Below are 17980 nucleotides of genomic sequence, written 5' to 3'. Positions count from 1 at the left end.
GTGCCCAGTGAGCACCCCGGAGAACGGCACAACCGACGAATTCCCGGTCGACGACACGGTGGACGCCACCGAGAGCGTCGAGGAATCCGCGGCCGCTGAGCCGACCGCGGAAGCTGAGCCCGCCGCGCCCGTAGACGCCGAGCCCGCCGACCCGGTCGCGGAGATGAAGGCAGCGCTGCGCCGCGCCCCCGGCGACTGGTATGTCGTCCACTCCTACGCGGGATACGAGAACAAGGTGAAGGCCAATCTCGAGACCCGCATCCAGAACCTCGGTCTCGAGGACTACATCTTCCAGGTCGAGGTTCCGACCGAAGAGGTCACCGAGATCAAGAACGGCCAGAAGAAGAACGTCAACCGCAAGGTGCTGCCGGGCTACATCCTGGTCCGCATGGATCTGAACGACGAGTCCTGGGGTGCGGTGCGCAATACCCCCGGCGTCACCGGATTCGTGGGCGCGACCTCGCGGCCGTCCCCGCTGTCGATCAACGACGTGGTGAAGTTCCTGGTCCCGGCCGCGCAGCAGAAGAAGGCCGCCCCGGCCGCCGCCGCTGCCGCCGCGTCCCCCGCCGCCGGTGGCGAGGCCGCGCCCGCCAAGCCGGTCATCGAGGTCGATTTCGAGGTCGGCGAGTCGGTCACCGTCATGGACGGCCCGTTCGCGACGCTGCCGGCCAGCATCTCCGAGGTCAATGCCGAGCAGCAGAAGCTCAAGGTGCTGGTCTCGATCTTCGGCCGCGAGACTCCGGTCGAACTGGCCTTCACCCAGGTCGCCAAGATTTAAGCGCGTGGAGGCGGTGGCCCGGGTTCGCCCCGGCGTCACCGCCTTTTTCGCGTTCGCATAGACTTGACGGGTTGTGCCTCGGTCCGATACTTGACTTTCTCCGAGTTCGGGTCGGGGCACAGTCCCGGATAAGGCTTACGGGAATCCGTAAGGAACCTACCCAAGGAAGAAAGATGCCCCCGAAGAAGAAGAAGGTCGCTGGGCTCATCAAGCTCCAGATCCAGGCCGGCCAGGCCAACCCGGCTCCGCCGGTCGGTCCGGCGCTGGGTCAGCACGGCGTCAACATCATGGAGTTCTGCAAGGCGTACAACGCCGCGACCGAGTCGCAGCGCGGCAACGTCATCCCGGTCGAGATCACGGTCTACGAAGACCGCTCGTTCGACTTCAAGCTGAAGACCCCGCCCGCCGCCAAGCTGCTGCTCAAGGCCGCCGGTGTGCAGAAGGGTTCGGCCGAGCCGCACCGCAACAAGGTCGCCCAGGTCACCATGGACCAGATCCGTGAGATCGCCAAGACCAAGCAGGAAGACCTGAACGCCAACGACATCGACGCCGCGGCGAAGATCATCGCTGGCACCGCCCGCTCGATGGGAATCACCATCGCGGAGTGAGCCTTCGCGGCATGCGCTCAGGGTCCGGAGGCGGCAGCCTGCGTAACCACGTAGGACCCCGCGAATGCCGCAGTTGGATACAGGCTCCCGTGGGAGGGACGGCCAGTCCCGCACCACTTCTGACTGAGACAAGGACAGACAATCATGGCAAAACGAAGCAAGGCTTACCTCGAGGCGGCCGCCAAGGTCGACCGCTCGCAGCTGTACTCCCCGCTGGCGGCCACCCGCCTGGCGAAGGAGACCGCCACCAAGAAGACCGACGCGACCGTCGAGGTCGCCGTCCGTCTGGGCGTCGATCCCCGCAAGGCCGACCAGATGGTCCGCGGCACCGTCAACCTGCCGCACGGCACCGGTAAGACCGCCCGCGTCATCGTGTTCGCGGTCGGCGACAAGGCCGCCGAGGCCGAGGCCGCCGGTGCGGACGCCGTCGGCGCCGAGGACCTGATCGAGCGCATCCAGGGCGGCTGGCTGGATTTCGACGCCGCCATCGCCACCCCGGATCAGATGGCCAAGGTCGGCCGGATCGCGCGCGTGCTGGGCCCCCGCGGCCTGATGCCGAACCCGAAGACCGGCACCGTCACCCCCGACGTGACCAAGGCCGTCAACGACATCAAGGGCGGCAAGATCAACTTCCGCGTCGACAAGCAGGCCAACCTGCACTTCGTGATCGGCAAGGCGTCCTTCGACGACACCAAGCTGGTCGAGAACTATGGCGCCGCCCTCGAGGAGATCCTGCGTGTGAAGCCCTCCACCGCGAAGGGCCGCTACGTCAAGAAGGTGACGATTTCGACCAACACCGGACCGGGCATCCCGGTGGATCCGAACCGCACCCGCAACCTGACCGACGAGGACGCGTAATCCTCCCGGTCGCGTAGCACACGCGAAACCTGAAGAGCCGGTGCGGAATTCCGCACCGGCTCTTTGCTTTGCGCACCCGTCGGGTTCGCGCACGGGGTGGTCACCGACCCCGTTTTGGCGGATGGGTGGCCCTTCGGCTATTCTGATCCACGGTCATCGACGCGTTCGATGTCCACCCCAATCGTTCTACCGAAGACCGTTGGTCGCTGCCGTCAGGCAGTCGAAGGTCCGGCGATATTGCCGGCGGCCCACGCAGGGAGAGCCGAGGTTGGGAAACATCGCGAATCACCTCGCCACATGTTTCTTGTACGCCCCGGGACCACTCTGCGTCCGGGGCGTTTGCTTTGTCTCCGGGCCTCCCACCGGACGTCGGTAGTTCATCGAGAACCGACCATCCAGAGAGGAGGCGAAGTATGGCCAAGCCCGAGAAGGTCACCGCGGTCGCGGAGATCGCGGAGCAGTTCAAGGGATCCACGGCCGCCGTTGTCACGGAGTACCGTGGCCTGTCGGTCGGCAAGATCACCGAGCTGCGTCGTGCGCTGGGTGCGAACGCTACCTACTCCGTCGCCAAGAACACCCTGGTCAAGCTGGCCGCCGCCGAGGCGGGCGTCACTGGCCTGGATGACTTGTTCGTCGGTCCGACCGCGATCACCTTCATTTCCGGTGAGCCGGTCGACGCCGCGAAGGCCCTGAAGCAGTTCGCCAAGGACAACAAGCAGCTGGTCATCAAGGGCGGCTACATGGACGGCGCCGCGCTGTCCGTGTCCGAGGTCGAGAAGATCGCCGACCTGGAGTCCCGCGAGGTCCTGCTGGCCAAGCTGGCCGGCGCCATGAAGGGCAACCTCTACAAGGCCGCCGGGCTGTTCGCCGCCCCGGCCTCGAAGACCGCCCGCCTGGTCGCTGCGCTGGAAGAGAAGAAGCGCAACGAGGGCGAAGCGGCCTGACGGCTGCACCTCACAACCACCGAGCATGTCGTCGCCGCCGCGCGGCGATGATCACCACCGAAAGGAAACACAATGGCCAACGTTGAGCAGCTGCTCGAGGAAATCGGCAACATGACCCTGCTGGAGCTCTCGGAGTTCCTGAAGGCGTTCGAGGAGAAGTTCGAGGTCACCGCTGCCGCTCCGGTCGCCGTCGCCGCTGTCGGCGGTGCCCCGGCCGCCGGTGGCGCCGAGGCCGCCGAGGAGCAGGACGAGTTCGACGTCATCCTCGAGGGTGCCGGCGACAAGAAGATCCAGGTCATCAAGGTGGTCCGCGAGATCGTCTCCGGCCTGGGCCTGAAGGAAGCCAAGGACCTGGTCGAGGGTGCCCCGAAGCCGATCCTGGAGAAGGTCGCCAAGGACGCCGCCGAGGCCGCCAAGGCCAAGCTGGAAGAGGCCGGCGCCAAGGTTTCCGTGAAGTAATTTCACGGCACACGCCGCGAAGGGCGGCCCCGTCACGGGGCCGCCCTTTTCGTATTTCCGATACCGGTATCCGATGTCGGCTCACCATTGTGATCGTGCCGTGATCGACGATCACGAACAGTTGTTTCTACTCGTGAGTCAGGTCCCGGTGTCCGGGACGGGTCACATGCGATACAGTGACCGGACCTACTGTGATGCGCCACACCGCGCGAAGTAACCCGTGGTCTGCCGCAGTAGTGCGCTCGTCGGAGAATTGTGGAGGTTGGCGTGGGCGTCGAGGTCAGGACCGAAGGCATCACCAAGTCGTTCGGTTCGCAGCGTATTTGGCAGGATGTCACCCTGACCCTGCCGCCGGGGGAAGTCAGCGCTCTGCTCGGCCCTTCCGGTACCGGTAAATCCGTCTTCCTGAAGTCACTGATCGGTCTGCTGCGCCCGGAGCGCGGGTCCATCTACATCGACGGCACCGACATCACCACCTGCTCCAACAAGGAACTTTACGAGATCCGCAAGCTCTTCGGCGTGCTGTTCCAGGACGGTGCGCTGTTCGGCTCGATGAACCTCTTCGACAATGTGGCCTTCCCGCTGCGGGAGCACACCAAGAAGTCCGAGTCGGACATCAAGAAGATCGTCATGGAGAAGCTGGAGCTGACCGGTCTGCTCGGCGCGGAGGGCAAGCTCCCGGGTGAGATCTCCGGCGGTATGCGCAAGCGCGCCGGGTTGGCCCGCGCGCTGGTGCTGGATCCGCAGATCATCCTCGTCGACGAGCCCGACTCCGGTCTGGACCCGGTCCGCACCACCTATCTGTCGCAGCTGCTGATCGACATCAACTCGCAGATCGACGCCACGATCCTGATCGTGACCCACAACATCAACCTCGCCCGTTCGGTGCCCGACAACATCGGCATGCTGTTCCGCCGGCAACTGGTCATGTTCGGCCCCCGCGAGGTGCTGCTCACCTCGGAGGAGCCGGTGGTCAAGCAGTTCCTCAACGGCCGCATGAACGGCCCCATCGGCATGTCCGAGGAGAAGGACGAGGCCCAGATGGCGCGCGAGCAGGCCATGTTCGACGCCGGTCACCACGCCGGTGGCGCCGAAGAGGTCGAGGGCATCATTCCGCAAATGCGGGCGACCCCGGGCATGCCGGTGCGTCAGGCGGTGCACCGCCGTCGCGAGCGGGTGCGCCAGATCATGCACACGCTGCCGCACGCCGCTCAGGTCGCCATTCAGGAATCACTCGACGAAAACGGCGACACGCAGGTCATTCCCGCGTACCAGGGCGCGTTCGACACCACGGCTGGACACGACCTGACTAACGGGTAACATACGGCCCGTGAATCGATCCCTGACACGGCTGCGCACACCGGTCGAGTCGGGACTTGCCCAAGCCGGCAACATTTTCGCGCTGCTGCTCGACGTGGCGCGCAAGACTTTCCGTCGGCCGTTCCAGTGGCGGGAGTTCATCGAGCAGTCGTGGTTCATCGCGAGCGTCTCGATCCTCCCGGCCGCGCTGGTAGCAATCCCGTTCGGCGCGGTGGTCGCCCTGCAGACCGGCTCGCTCATCAAGCAGCTCGGCGCGGAGTCGTTCACCGGCGCGACCAGTGTGCTCGCAACCGTCCAGCAAGCGGCTCCGGTGGTGACCGCACTGATCATCGCCGGTGCCGCCGGGTCGGCCGTGGCCGCCGATCTCGGCTCGCGCACCATCCGCGAGGAGATCGACGCCATGGAGGTGCTCGGCATCGATCCGGTGCAGCGCCTGGTGGTGCCGCGGGTGCTGGGCATGATGCTGGTGGCGCTGCTGCTCAACGGCCTGGTCTCGGTGGTCGGCATCGCCGGCGGCTACTTCTTCAACGTGGGGTTGCAGGGCGGTACGCCGGGCGCGTATCTGGCGTCGTTCTCCGCGCTGGCGCAGCTGCCGGACCTGTGGATCGGCGAGATCAAGGCGGCCATTTTCGGTCTGGTCGCGGCGGTCATCGCCTCGTACAAGGGGTTGCATCCAAAAGGGGGTCCGAAAGGAGTCGGTGACGCGGTGAATCAATCCGTGGTGATCACATTCCTGGTCCTCTTCTTCCTGAACCTGATCCTCACCCTGATCTATCTTCAGGTCGTCCCCGCCAAGGGCGCGTGATCCATGGTCGTCGCGCAGCGCACCACACCCCTCGGTCGGTCGGCGCGCCGGGTGGTCGGCGTGCTCAAATCGCCGGTGAACGTCATCGACCGCGCGGGCGATCAAATGTCGTTCTACACCCGCGCCATCGCCTGGATTCCGCGCACGGCCGTGCACTACCGCAAGGAGGTCATGCGGCTGCTGGCCGAGGTGACCTTCGGATCGGGCGCGCTCGCGGTGATCGGCGGCACCATCGGCGTGATCGTGTTCATGTCGGCGTCGGTCGGCGTGGTGGTGGGTCTACAGGGCTTCAAGGCGCTCGACGCCCTCGGTTCCGGCGTGCTCACCGGCTTCCTGACCGGCTACATCAACACCCGTGAACTCGCGCCGCTGGTCGCGGCGCTGGCCCTCTCGGCGACGGTGGGCTGTGGATTCACCGCGCAATTGGGCGCCATGCGCATCTCCGAGGAGATCGACGCGCTCGAGGTGATGGCGGTGCCGGGCGTGCCGTTCCTGGTGACCACCCGGGTGATCGCGGGATTCCTGGCCGTCATTCCGCTCTATATCGTCGGCCTGCTGGGCACCTATCTGGCGTCGCGGTCGATCAGCATCTATTTCAACGGGCAGAGCAGCGGCTCCTACGACCACTATTTCAGTTTGTTCCTACCACCCGAGGACGTGCTCTATTCGTTCCTCAAAGTATTGGTATTCGCCTTCGTCATCATCCTGGTGCACTGCTATTACGGCTTCAACGCCACCGGCGGTCCGGCGGGTGTGGGCGTGGCCGTCGGACGTGCGGTGCGCGCGGCGATCGTGCTGGTGAACATTCTCGATTTCTTCCTGTCCCTGGCGATTTGGGGCACGACCACGACGGTGCGGGTGGCCGGATGAGCAATCCGAGGCGCGTGCAACTGTGGCGGTCCACGGAGACACTGCGCACCCGGACCCTCGGGGTGCTGTTCTTCGTGGTGATGGCGCTGTTCCTCAGCACCACGATCGCCGTCTACAACAAGGCGTTCGTGGAGACCGTGCGGGTCGACCTCATCACCGACACGGTCGGAAACGCGTTGACCCGCAACGCGGATGTGAAGGTTCGCGGCATCACGGTGGGCGAGGTGCGCTCCAGCGATTTCACCGACGGCGAGGTCACCCTGCACCTGGCCATCGACCCGGATCGGGCCGAGCAGATCCCGGCCAATGTCACCGCCCGGCTGCTGCCGAAAACCCTCTTCGGCGAGAAGTACGTGGACCTGGTGTGGCCGGAGCATCCGACCGGCAGGCTGACCGAGGACGTCACCCTGTACCAGGACACCTCCGGCAACGCGGTCGAGGTGAGCCAGCTGCTGGACAATCTGCTGCCGCTGTTGCAGGCGGTGCCGCCGCAGTACCTGGCCTCCACGCTGGGCGCGCTCTCGCAGGCATTGCAGGGCCGGGGCGAGGAGCTCGGCAACACCATCGACCGGCTCGATCGCATCTTCGCCGAGGTGAACGTGGAACTGCCCACGCTGCAGGAGGATCTGCGCCAGTTCGCCACCGTCGCCGACACCTACGCCGACGCCGCCCCGCAGCTGGTCTCCGCGCTGGACAATCTGCGCACCACCAATGCCACCATCGTGCAGCAGCGTTCACAGATCGACACCCTGCTGGCCACGCTCACCCCGAGCGCCGCGACCACCGCCGACTTCCTGATCGCCAACCGCGACAACATCATCGACGTGGCCGCCGACTCCCGGCCCGCACTGGAGGCGCTGGCGAAGTACTCGCCCGGCTACTCCTGCGCGCTGGCGAACTTCGCGCAGATGAAGCCGCGCATCGACGACATCTTCGGCAAGGGCACCGATCTGCCGGGCTCGCGCGTGTCCGTGGAGATCGTCAATCCGCGCGGCCGCTACCTGCCCAACCAGGACGAGCCGCGCTGGTTCGATCCCCGAGGGGCCATGTGCATCCCGGAGTATCCGCTCGGCGTGGACCCGGGCCAGTACACCAACGGCTCCGGCAATGACGGCTCCTATCAGCCGCCCAGCCGCAATCCCGGCGACCAGAGCATCGGACTCATGCCCGAACCCCAGTACCGCGTATACGGACCGTTCACTCCCAGCTCTGTCGGATCGCCCGCCGAACAGCAGACCATCGGCGCGATCTACGGTGCGGCACATGGCGTCTCGCCGGACGAGGTGCCGAGCTGGGTGACCCGGATCGCGGCCCCGGCCCTGCGCGGCAGTGAGGTGAGCGTGCGATGACCGACAAACTGCGCGGCCTCGGCCCCACCCTGACCAAACTCGTCGCCTTCGTGGTGGTGACCGTGCTGGCCACCGGCATTCTGGGCCTGACCATCGCCAACTACACCGGCGGCGGCACCGAGTTCAAGGCTCGCTTCACCGATGTCACCTCGCTCAATCCGGGCGACGAGGTGCGCATCGCCGGGGTGCGGGTCGGCAAGGTGACCGGGGTGTCCATCGTGGAGCGGCGGCTGGCCGAGGTGCGGTTCGAACTCAACGACCGCGACTGGCTGCCCGCCTCCACCACGGCCACCATCAAGTACCGGAATCTGGTGGGGCAGCGCTATATCGCGCTGGAACAGGGCCCGGGGGAGCAGGGCCGCAAGATCAACGGGGGCGCCACCATCCCGCTGGAGCACACCACGCCCGCGCTCAACCTCACCGAGCTGTTCAACGGCTTCCGGCCGCTGTTCCAGACCCTGACACCGGATGACGTGAACAAGCTGTCCTACGAGATCATCCAGGTCTTCCAGGGCGAATCCGGCACCATCCGGGATCTGGTGGCCAGCACCGCCAGCCTCACCAACAAGATCGCCGACAAGGACGCGGTGATCGGCGCGGTGGTGGAGAACCTGAACGCGGTACTGGACGCCGTCAACTCGCGCGACGGCCAACTCGATCAGCTCATCGTCAACACCGAGGCACTGATCTCCGGACTGAACGCCGAACGCGGCACCATCGGCCAGGCGGTCAGCTCCCTGGGCGACCTGGCCGCCGCCACCGCGGACCTGCTGGTGCCGACCCGGCCCAATCTGCAGGGCGCGATCGCTGGGCTCGAGCAGCTCACCGGCACCCTCAACGCCCGGCAGCCCGAGGTCGACGAGGGGCTGACCAATCTGCCCATCAAGATGGAGAAACTGGGCCGGGCCGCGAGCTACGGCTCCTGGTTCCAGTTCTACCTGTGCGGCATCGACATCGTCGCCGGGCCCGGTGTGCAGGACGCGCCGCAGCTGAACCTGCCCGCCGACATGCCCACCATCAACCAGCCGATCTACACCAACCCGGCGCCGCGCTGCCACGGAAAGGGAGGCCGCTGATGGACGACCGGACCGTACTCGGCGCGCGCAGCCCCGCCTTCATGGGCGGGATCGGCCTGGCCATGGTGCTGCTGGTGACCATGACCGCGTTCAGCCTGGATCGGCTGCCGATCATCGGCGCGGGCACCAAGTACACCGCGGAATTCTCCGAGGCCGCCGGGCTGAAGCAGGGCAACGAGGTGCGCATCGCGGGCGTCAAGGTCGGCTCCGTCCAGGATGTGCGGCTCGACGGCGACCGGGTGCTGGTGGACTTCCGCACCCAGGACGCCTGGGTCGGCAACGAGACCACCGCCTCCATCCAGATCAAGACGCTGCTGGGCCAGAAGTACCTGGCCCTGGACCCCAAGGGCTCCGGCGCGGCCGACCCCTCCGAACGAATCCCGCTGTCGCGCACGGTATCCCCCTACGACGTGGTGGACGCCTTCAGTGACGCCGCCGAGGACATCGAGCAGACCGACACCGCACAGCTGGCCCAGAGCATGCGGGTGCTGTCGGAGGCGTTCTCGGCGACCCCGCCGGAGATCCGCGGCTCCATCGACGGCGTCGCCCGGCTCTCGGAGTCGATCGCCAAGCGGGACGAGAAGCTGCGCACCCTGTTCGCCGCGACCAAGCAGACCAGCCAGGTGCTGGCCGACCGCAATGCCGAATTCGAACGCCTGCTCGCGAACGGCGGTCAGCTGCTGGCCGAACTCAATATCCGGCAGCAGGCGATCCGGCAGCTGCTCACGGGGGCCGAGACCATCGGCGCGGAACTGAGCGCCCTGGTGCACGACAACGAGGAACAGATCGGGCCCGCCCTCACCAATCTCCGCAAGACCATCGACATCCTCAATGCCCACCAGGCCGACATCGCCAAGACGCTGACGCTGGCCGCGCCGTTCTACGGCCTCTACGCCAATGTGCTCGGCACCGGCCGCTGGTTCGACGCGGTGATCACCAACCTGATTCCGCCCGCGCTGCCGGAAGTGCCCGGCTACCGCGAACCGATCCGGAAGATGGGAGGCTAGCCATGGCTCGCGACGTGCTGACCGGCCTGCGGGAATCCCCGCGCGGCAGGGCGATCCTCGCCGCCGTCGTAGCGGGCGCGGTGCTCATCGCCGCCGTGGCGTGGTGGGGTTTCGACAAGTTCACCACCACCCGGATCACCGCCTACTTCGACAAGTCCATCGGCATTTACGAGGGCTCCGATGTGCGCATCCTCGGCGTGCCGGTGGGCCGGGTGGACTCCATCGAGCCCGTGGGCGATCAGGTGAAGATCGTCATGAGTGTCGATCGCGAATACGACATCCCGGCCGACGCCAAGGCCGCGCAGATCACACCCTCGGTGGTGTCGGACCGCTACATCCAGCTCGCGCCGGTGTACCGGGGCGGGCCGAAGATGGGGCGCGAGGCCACCATTCCTAAAGAACGCACCGCCACCCCGGTCGAGGTGGACCGGCTCTACCGGAGCATCACCGAACTCTCCGACGCGCTGGGGCCCGAAGGCGCCAACAAGGAGGGGGCGCTCAACGAGCTGGTGCGCACCACTTCCGCCAATCTGGCCGGAAACGGCGAGGCGCTGGCCAACAGCTTCGAGCAGCTGTCCAAAGCCGCCGCGGTGCTGGGTGATTCGCGATCCGACATCTTCGACACGGTGAAGAACCTGCAGGTGTTCGTGACCGCGCTGGCGCGCAACGACGCCCAGGTGCGGCAGTTCAACGCACAGTTGGCCGATCTGGCGGGCTTCCTCGCCGAGGAACGCAGCACCCTCGGTGACGCGCTGAACCTGCTGTCCGTCGCGCTCGGCGACGTGGCCCGGTTCATCGACGACAACCGGGAACTGGTGCAGGCCAATGCCGACGCGCTGACCCAGCTCACCCAGACCCTCGCCGACCAGCGCGAGGACCTGGCCGCGGCGCTGCCGCTCATCCCGACCGCGCTGAGCAATCTGATCAATGTGCACAACGGTGAGACCGGCACCCTCGACATGCGCCCGAACTTCACCGATCTGCAGGATCCCTTCGGGGTCATCTGCAAGATGCTGGATCTGGGCAAGCTGCGCCCGGGCGACCCGAAGTTCGACGCCATCACCCGGCAGATGCGGCCCATCCTCGATCACTGCGAGACCATTGCCGCGCAGATCACCGCGGGTGTGACGACACCGTCGCTGATCCTGCCGTTCGGCATCCTGAGCGGCGAGAACCAGCAGCGTGCCCCGGTGCCGGGCACCGTGCCCGGCAATCCATCGGACCAGGCCCCGCCGTCGGAAGGAGGTGGACAGCGATGAACAGCCCCCGCTCGCGCGTGCTCGCATCGGGAATCCGCCGCCGCGGCAGCGCATTCGGCCGTCGTGTCGCCGCCGTGGCGACCGCCCTGAGTGCGGTGACGCTGCTGGCCGGATGCGGCGACGGCGCGTACAGCATTCCGCTGCCCGGCGGACCGAGCGTCGGCGACGATCCGCTGCACCTCGATATCCGCTTCGCCGATGTGCTGGACCTGGTGCCGCAGTCCACGGTCAAGGTGGACGGTGTGGCGGTGGGCCGCGTCGACAGGATCGAGCTCGCGCCGGACGGCTGGACCGCCAGCGTCAAGGCCGTGGTGCGAAATTCGGTGGACCTGCCCGCCAATGCCCGCGCCGAGGTGCGGCAGACGAATCTGCTGGGCGAGAAGTTCATCGAACTGTCGGTGCCCACCCACGACCCGGCCCCGGCCAAGCTGGCCGACAATGCGGTCATCCCGGTGGCGAACACCCGCACCGCCACCGAGGTGGAGCAGGTGCTCGGCGCGCTGTCCCTGCTGCTCAACGGCGGCGGCGTGGCGCAGTTGCAGCCCATCGTGGTGGAGTTGAACAAGGCGCTCGAGGGGCGCGAGAGCACGGTGCGCGATCTGCTGGAGCAGGCGAACACCCTGATCGACGGACTGAACCGGCAGGTCGACGACATCACCCGCGCACTGGACGGGCTCGACACCCTGAGCAGTCGCCTGAGCGGGCAGACCACCCAGATCTCGCAGGTGCTCGACGAATTGCCCACCGGCATCCGGATTCTGGAGGAGCAGCGGCCGCAGTTGATCCAGCTGCTCGGACAGCTGGACCGGGTCGGCCAGGCCGGATTCGACGTCCTGGACAACTCCAAGGACGATCTGATCCGCGACCTCAACTCGCTGCGCCCCACACTGCAGGCGCTGGGTAGCGGCGCCGACGACCTGGTCACCGCGTTCCCGCTCATTCCGACCTACCCGTTCCCGGACGAGGCCATCAAGTCCGCCTTCGGCGGACAGGTCAACACCTGGCTGTCGGTGGACCTGCAGATCGGCACGCTGCTGTCGAATCTCGGTGTGGGCAAACAGGACCCGGTGTACATCCCGCCGAACGGACGGCCGGTACCGGTGGACGGATCCAATCCGTACTACAACGGCAACGGCCCGCGTCCGGGCTGGCCGACGGTCTCGCTGCTGCCGCTGCCGCCCACCGTGGTGCGCCCGCAGCTCCCCGCCGGACTGCCCATTCCGACCGATCCGCTCGGTTCACTGCTCGACCAGCTGGGAGTGGGTGGTCCGCGATGAGCAAACTGGTGCGCTACCAGCTGATCGCCTTCGGGCTGATCGCCGTGCTCGGCGTGGTGTTCGTGGGCGCGAAATACGTGCGCCTGGACAATATGCTGGGCTTCGGCCAGTACCGGGTGCAGGTGCGGATCGTCGACACCGACGACAAGCGGGCGACCACGGGCAATCTGTCTCCGGGCGCGGAGGTCACCTACCGGGGCGTTCCGGTGGGCCGGGTGGGCAAGCAGGAGATCATTCCCGACGGCGTGCTGATCACGCTCGAGCTGGACTCCGGCGCGCCCAAGGTGCCGCAGAGCGCGAAAGCCGTGGTGGCCAACCGATCCGCCATCGGTGAGCAGTACGTGGATCTGGTGCCCAGCAGCGCGGGCGCGCCGTATCTGCGGGACGGCTCCGTCATCGACGGCGCGCGGACCCCGATCCCGGTCGAGGATCTGCTCGCCAGCGTGAATCACTTCGCCAGCACCACCGACCTGGTGGCGCTGTCCACCACCATCACCGAACTCGGCAAGGCGTTCGACGGCAAGGGCGACGAGCTCCAGGTGCTGGTGGATTCGCTGGCCCGGTTCACCGAGACCGGCGTGGACGCGCTGCCGCAGACCCTGCAGCTCATCCGGGACGCGCAGACGGTGCTGACCACCCAGGCCGAACAGTCCCCGGCCATCCGGCAGTTCAGCGACGGCCTGGACCGGCTCTCGGCGCAGCTGCGCTCCAGCGATCCGGACGTGCGGCGGCTGATCGGCACCGGCACCGACGCGGGCAGTCAGATCTCGCAGCTGCTGCGGGAGAGCGGTGACGCGCTCACCCGCGACCTGGCGAACCTGCGCACCCTGCTGCTCACCATCTCGCCGAAGTTCTACGCGCTCGGCCCGGTACTGCAGATGCTGCCGCTGCTGTCCATCGGCGCGTCGGCGACCGCTCCCGGCGACGGCACCACCCACTTCGGCCTGGTGCTGGAGACCAACAATCCGCCCGCCTGCACGGTCGGTTACGAGGGCACGCAGCGGATTCTGGACGAGATGCGGGCGCAGAACCCGGATTTCGACGACAGCCGCGACGACTTCCCGTTCAATACCGAGGCCAAATGCTTGGTGCCGCAAGGCAATCCGACGGCAGTGCGCGGTGGTGAGCGCGCCGAGTTCGCCGATCCGAGCGTGCCGCAGCCGTGGGACGACAACCCCAAGGTCGATCCGGAGAAGTTGAATCTCAATCCGGTCGCCACCCAACTGGCCACGCTGCTCGGCGTGACGCCGAAACGGTGAGGAATCCGGCGGAAAGTATGGTGACGGCGTGAGTCAGCAAAACGACAGCGAATCCGTCGACCGCTCCGCGCGCACGGGCGTCACGGTGGCCGCCGTCGCCCTGCTCGCGGTGGCCGCGGTGGCGGCGGCGTGGTTCGGCTACGCCTGGATCGTGGGCGGGCTCGTGCAGGACAACGGCCGCGCCGACGCTCGCGACACCGCCCTGAACGACGCCCGGCAGGCCGCGGTCAACCTCATGACCTTCGACCCCGACGACGTCGACGGATCACTGCGGACCATGCTGTCCTCCACCACCGGCGCGCTCCGGGAGGAGCAGACCAAGGATCTGGATTCGTTGAAATCCCAGGTCGCCGAGGCGCGGACCCGCATGCGGTCGGAGGTGGAGGGCGCGACCATCACCTCGCTCGCCAGCGAGAACGACCGCGCCACCGCCTTCGTCGTGCTGCGCATCACCCGCGCCTGGCCCGGCGGTCAACCGGCCACCTTCCGCCAGCTGTGGAATCTGGACATGGTGAAGGAAGGCGACACCTGGAAGGCCGAACAGGCGCGGAATCTGGGTGAGCCGGTATCGCTCGACGCGGGCGCGCTGCCCACCGAACCCGCACCCACCGAGCAGCCGCCCTCCGGCGATCAGCCGCAGTCCGGGGAACAGCCGCAGAGCGGGGATCAGCCCGAGTCCGCCGAGCAGCAGCCGACGGATCAGCAACCGCAAGCGCCGGGCCGATAGGAGGCAGCGACCATGGCCGACAAACGACCCGTCAACCGCGTCACGCCCAAGCGCCGCACCTCCGGCACGCCGCAGGATTCGTCCTCCCGCCGCGCCCTCGGCCGCGAGGGACAGGCCGGATCGGCGCGACGGACCACGGCGGATGCCGACCGCTCACGCGCCGGTGCTGGGTCCCCGAAGGTTCGGCTCGGGAAGGCGGGGCGGGCGACATCGAGTGCCGCCGCGACATCCCCCGGCGGGGAGACCGCGTCCCATGCCGCCGCGGCGCGCGGCGGTTCCTGGCGGCTCGCGATCGGCTGCGGTATCGCCGCGGTCCTGCTCGGCGTCTTCGCCGTGGTGGCGGCCCTGCGTCCCGGCGTCGACGACGACAATCTCGCCTATGTCGACAATCAGGCCACCGATGAGGTGAAGGCCGCCGCCGATCACGCCCTGTCCACGCTCTACGGCTACCGGGCCGCCGAGATCGACCAGTGGAAGGACTCCGTCGGCGCGGTGCTGACCGAGCGGATGCGCGCGGATCTGGAGAAGTACATCGACACCACGGTCAGCACCATCAAGCAGGCGGCGACCGACACCGAGGTGACCACCGATCCGATCGGTGTGACTTTGCTCACGCCCGAGCGCGCTGAACTGCTGGTGAACCTCAATGTCTCCGCGGTCCGGGACGGCACCCCGGAACCGCTCGCCTCCGGTCCGGTGGTGCTTCGGATGCAGAAGGTGGACGGCCGCTGGCTGGCCGCCGAGATCGCCGACAACTGATCCGTCAAGGAAATTCACGCCCCTGGTGGGGGCCGGTTTTTCGGTGATCTGCCAGCGCGCCAAACGATCTCGCGCCACGCGTCGGACCGGCCGCACTTGACGAGTTTCGTCCGAGCCGTCACGCTATTCACAACAGCGGCAGCTGTCACAGGGGTTCGCCCCGAATGGTGACCCGGCAATCGCAGCCAGCGGAAGACGGGGACTCCCGGTGGGCCGGGAACACCGACAGCGTGTCAGTTGAACCGGTACGGCGCGCCAGCCCGCCGCGACCCGCAACGGGTGGTACTTTGACACCCCCGTAGGTTTGGGTGTAGTTTTGGACGTTGCGCTGGCTGCCTCCTGTCCATACCTTGTTCGCATCGACGAAAGTTCCACCTTCCGGTGTTACTTCCGCTGGTTGCTGTTCGGGTTTCGTTCGGGTGGGGACCAGCGGAATTCGTAGCAGACAAGCGACGGTCGCGGACCACCACGCGACTGCGCGTGAGGTGCTGGAAGGACGCATCTTGGCAGTCTCCACCCAGACCAAGGCCACCACGGCGGGCCGTGATTTCTACACAGTCCCCGGAGCCCCGAAGCGGGTGTCTTTCGCGAAGATCCGTGAGCCTCTGGAGGTTCCGGGTCTTCTCGATCTACAGACCGATTCGTTCGACTGGCTGATCGGCGCGTCAGACTGGCGGGAGCGAGCGGCGGCGCGCGGCGACGTCAATCCGACCGGCGGTCTCGAGGAGGTACTCGAGGAGCTCTCGCCGATCGAGGACTTCTCCGGCTCCATGTCGCTGTCCTTCTCCGACCCGCGCTTCGAAGAGGTCAAGGCCTCCATCGAGGAGTGCAAGGACAAGGACATGACCTACGCGGCGCCGCTCTTCGTGACCGCGGAGTTCATCAACAACAACACCGGTGAGATCAAGTCTCAGACGGTCTTCATGGGCGACTTCCCGATGATGACCGACAAGGGCACGTTCATCATCAACGGCACCGAGCGCGTCGTCGTCTCGCAGCTGGTGCGTTCGCCCGGTGTCTACTTCGACGAGACCATCGACAAGTCCACCGAGAAGATGCTGCACTCGGTGCGCGTCATCCCGTCGCGCGGTGCGTGGCTGGAGTTCGACGTGGACAAGCGCGACACCGTCGGCGTGCGCATCGACCGCAAGCGCCGCCAGCCGGTCACCGTGCTGCTGAAGGCCCTGGGTCTGACCACCGAGGAGATCACCGAGCGCTTCGGCTTCTCCGAGATCATGATGTCCACCCTGGAGAAGGACAGCACTCCGGGCCAGGACGAGGCGCTGCTCGACATCTACCGCAAGCTGCGTCCGGGCGAGCCGCCGACCAAGGAGTCCGCGCAGACCCTGCTGGAGAACCTGTTCTTCAAGGAGAAGCGCTACGACCTCGCGCGCGTCGGCCGCTACAAGGTCAACAAGAAGCTGGGCCTGCACGCCGGTGAGCCGGTCGTGGGTTCGGTGCTGACTCGCGAGGACATCGTCGCGACCATCGAGTACCTGGTCCGTCTGCACCAGGGCGACAAGGTCATGACCGCGCCCGGCGGCGCGGAGGTGCCGGTCGAGGTCGACGATATCGACCACTTCGGCAACCGTCGCCTGCGCACGGTCGGCGAGCTGATCCAGAACCAGATCCGCGTCGGCCTGTCCCGTATGGAGCGCGTCGTGCGTGAGCGCATGACCACCCAGGACGTCGAGGCCATCACGCCGCAGACCCTGATCAACATCCGCCCCGTGGTGGCGGCGATCAAGGAGTTCTTCGGCACCTCGCAGCTGTCGCAGTTCATGGACCAGAACAACCCGCTGTCGGGTCTGACCCACAAGCGTCGCCTGTCGGCGCTGGGTCCGGGCGGTCTGTCCCGGGAGCGCGCGGGCCTCGAGGTCCGCGACGTCCACCCGTCGCACTACGGCCGCATGTGCCCCATCGAGACCCCGGAAGGCCCGAACATCGGCCTGATCGGTTCGCTCTCGGTGTACGCGCGGGTCAACCCGTTCGGTTTCATCGAGACCCCGTACCGCAAGGTCGTCAACGGCATCGTCACCGATGAGGTCGTGTACCTCACCGCCGACGAGGAGGACCGCGAGGTCCGTGCCCAGGCGAACTCGCCGATCGACGCCGACGGCAACTTCCTCGAGGAGCGCGTGCTCGCCCGCCGCGGCAACGAGGAGATGGAGTTCGTCTCCCCGGCCGAGGTCACCTACATGGATGTCTCGCCGCGCCAGATGGTGTCGGTGGCGACCGCCATGATCCCGTTCCTCGAGCACGACGACGCCAACCGCGCCCTCATGGGCGCGAACATGCAGCGTCAGGCCGTGCCGCTGATCCGTTCCGACGCCCCGCTGGTCGGCACCGGTATGGAGCTGCGCGCCGCGGTCGACGCCGGTGACGTGGTCGTGAACGCCAAGGCCGGTGTGGTGGAGGAGGTTTCCGCCGATTTCATCACCGTCATGCACGATGACGGCACCCGGCGCAGCTACCGGCTGCGCAAGTTCGAGCGTTCCAACCAGGGCACCTGCGCGAATCAGCGTCCGATCGTGGACGAGGGGCAGCGGGTGGAGGCCGGGCATGTGCTCGCCGACGGTCCGTGCACCGAGAACGGTGAGATGGCCCTGGGTAAGAACCTGTTGG

The 17980-nt window shown here is 67.0% G+C and carries 17 protein-coding genes; all 17 read left to right on the top strand.

All coding sequences use genetic code 11. From position 1 onward, the window contains the following. Nucleotides 1–7 precede the first annotated feature (7 nt). The gene (gene nusG / locus ON31_RS26500; RefSeq protein ID WP_039817509.1) at nt 8–778 is read left to right on the top strand and encodes a transcription termination/antitermination protein NusG; all 771 of its coding nucleotides are present in this window, start codon (nt 8–10) and stop codon (nt 776–778) included. Between the two features lie 173 nt (nt 779–951). Next, a complete protein-coding gene (rplK, locus tag ON31_RS26495) occupies nt 952–1386 on the top strand; it encodes a 50S ribosomal protein L11 (protein ID WP_029925936.1) in 435 nt (144 codons plus the stop codon). A 144-nt stretch (nt 1387–1530) separates the two neighbouring features. Further along, on the top strand, nt 1531–2244 hold the full coding sequence (gene rplA / locus ON31_RS26490; RefSeq protein ID WP_029925934.1) for a 50S ribosomal protein L1: 714 nt from the start codon (nt 1531–1533) through the stop codon (nt 2242–2244). Nucleotides 2245–2657: 413 nt separating this feature from the next. Next, nucleotides 2658–3188: a 50S ribosomal protein L10 gene (gene rplJ / locus ON31_RS26485; protein WP_029925932.1), complete on the top strand. Its 531-nt coding sequence runs from the start codon at nt 2658–2660 to the stop codon at nt 3186–3188. Nucleotides 3189–3260: 72 nt separating this feature from the next. Then, the gene (rplL, locus tag ON31_RS26480) at nt 3261–3647 is read left to right on the top strand and encodes a 50S ribosomal protein L7/L12 (protein ID WP_039817508.1); all 387 of its coding nucleotides are present in this window, start codon (nt 3261–3263) and stop codon (nt 3645–3647) included. A gap of 267 nt (nt 3648–3914) precedes the next feature. After that, nucleotides 3915–4967, top strand: a complete 1053-nt coding sequence (locus ON31_RS26475) for an ABC transporter ATP-binding protein (protein ID WP_029925928.1) — start codon at nt 3915–3917, stop codon at nt 4965–4967. A gap of 10 nt (nt 4968–4977) precedes the next feature. Further along, nucleotides 4978–5772 (top strand): MlaE family ABC transporter permease, encoded by a 795-nt coding sequence (locus tag ON31_RS26470; RefSeq protein WP_029925926.1) that lies wholly within the window; start codon nt 4978–4980, stop codon nt 5770–5772. A gap of 3 nt (nt 5773–5775) precedes the next feature. Then, nucleotides 5776–6642, top strand: a complete 867-nt coding sequence (locus ON31_RS26465; protein WP_029925925.1) for an MlaE family ABC transporter permease — start codon at nt 5776–5778, stop codon at nt 6640–6642. Beyond that, complete coding sequence (locus tag ON31_RS26460) at nt 6639–7991, top strand: MCE family protein (protein ID WP_051037779.1); 1353 nt, start codon at nt 6639–6641, stop codon at nt 7989–7991. Before ON31_RS26465 ends, ON31_RS26460 begins: the two co-directional genes overlap by 4 nt. Further along, on the top strand, nt 7988–9067 hold the full coding sequence (locus ON31_RS26455; protein WP_172544775.1) for an MCE family protein: 1080 nt from the start codon (nt 7988–7990) through the stop codon (nt 9065–9067). Before ON31_RS26460 ends, ON31_RS26455 begins: the two co-directional genes overlap by 4 nt. Beyond that, nucleotides 9067–10074, top strand: a complete 1008-nt coding sequence (locus ON31_RS26450; protein WP_039817505.1) for an MCE family protein — start codon at nt 9067–9069, stop codon at nt 10072–10074. Before ON31_RS26455 ends, ON31_RS26450 begins: the two co-directional genes overlap by 1 nt. Before the next feature lie 2 nt (nt 10075–10076). Continuing rightward, entirely contained in the window at nt 10077–11333 is a 1257-nt protein-coding gene (locus ON31_RS26445; protein ID WP_051037775.1) for an MCE family protein, read from the top strand. Next, nucleotides 11330–12610: an MCE family protein gene (locus ON31_RS26440; protein WP_081592746.1), complete on the top strand. Its 1281-nt coding sequence runs from the start codon at nt 11330–11332 to the stop codon at nt 12608–12610. The genes ON31_RS26445 and ON31_RS26440 overlap by 4 nt, the downstream gene beginning before the upstream one ends. After that, entirely contained in the window at nt 12607–13869 is a 1263-nt protein-coding gene (locus tag ON31_RS26435; RefSeq protein WP_039817503.1) for an MCE family protein, read from the top strand. Before ON31_RS26440 ends, ON31_RS26435 begins: the two co-directional genes overlap by 4 nt. A 28-nt stretch (nt 13870–13897) precedes the next feature. Continuing rightward, the gene (locus ON31_RS26430; protein ID WP_051037774.1) at nt 13898–14596 is read left to right on the top strand and encodes a hypothetical protein; all 699 of its coding nucleotides are present in this window, start codon (nt 13898–13900) and stop codon (nt 14594–14596) included. Nucleotides 14597–14608: 12 nt separating this feature from the next. Beyond that, on the top strand, nt 14609–15355 hold the full coding sequence (locus ON31_RS26425; RefSeq protein ID WP_039817502.1) for a hypothetical protein: 747 nt from the start codon (nt 14609–14611) through the stop codon (nt 15353–15355). A 485-nt stretch (nt 15356–15840) separates the two neighbouring features. Beyond that, a partial coding sequence (rpoB, locus tag ON31_RS26420) for a DNA-directed RNA polymerase subunit beta (protein ID WP_039817501.1) occupies nt 15841–17980 on the top strand: 2140 nt, incomplete at its 3' end.

It is taken from the genome of Nocardia otitidiscaviarum NBRC 14405, assembly GCF_000308635.1.
GTDB lineage: Bacteria > Actinomycetota > Actinomycetes > Mycobacteriales > Mycobacteriaceae > Nocardia > Nocardia otitidiscaviarum.
This window is presented reverse-complemented; position numbering and strand designations above follow the sequence as displayed.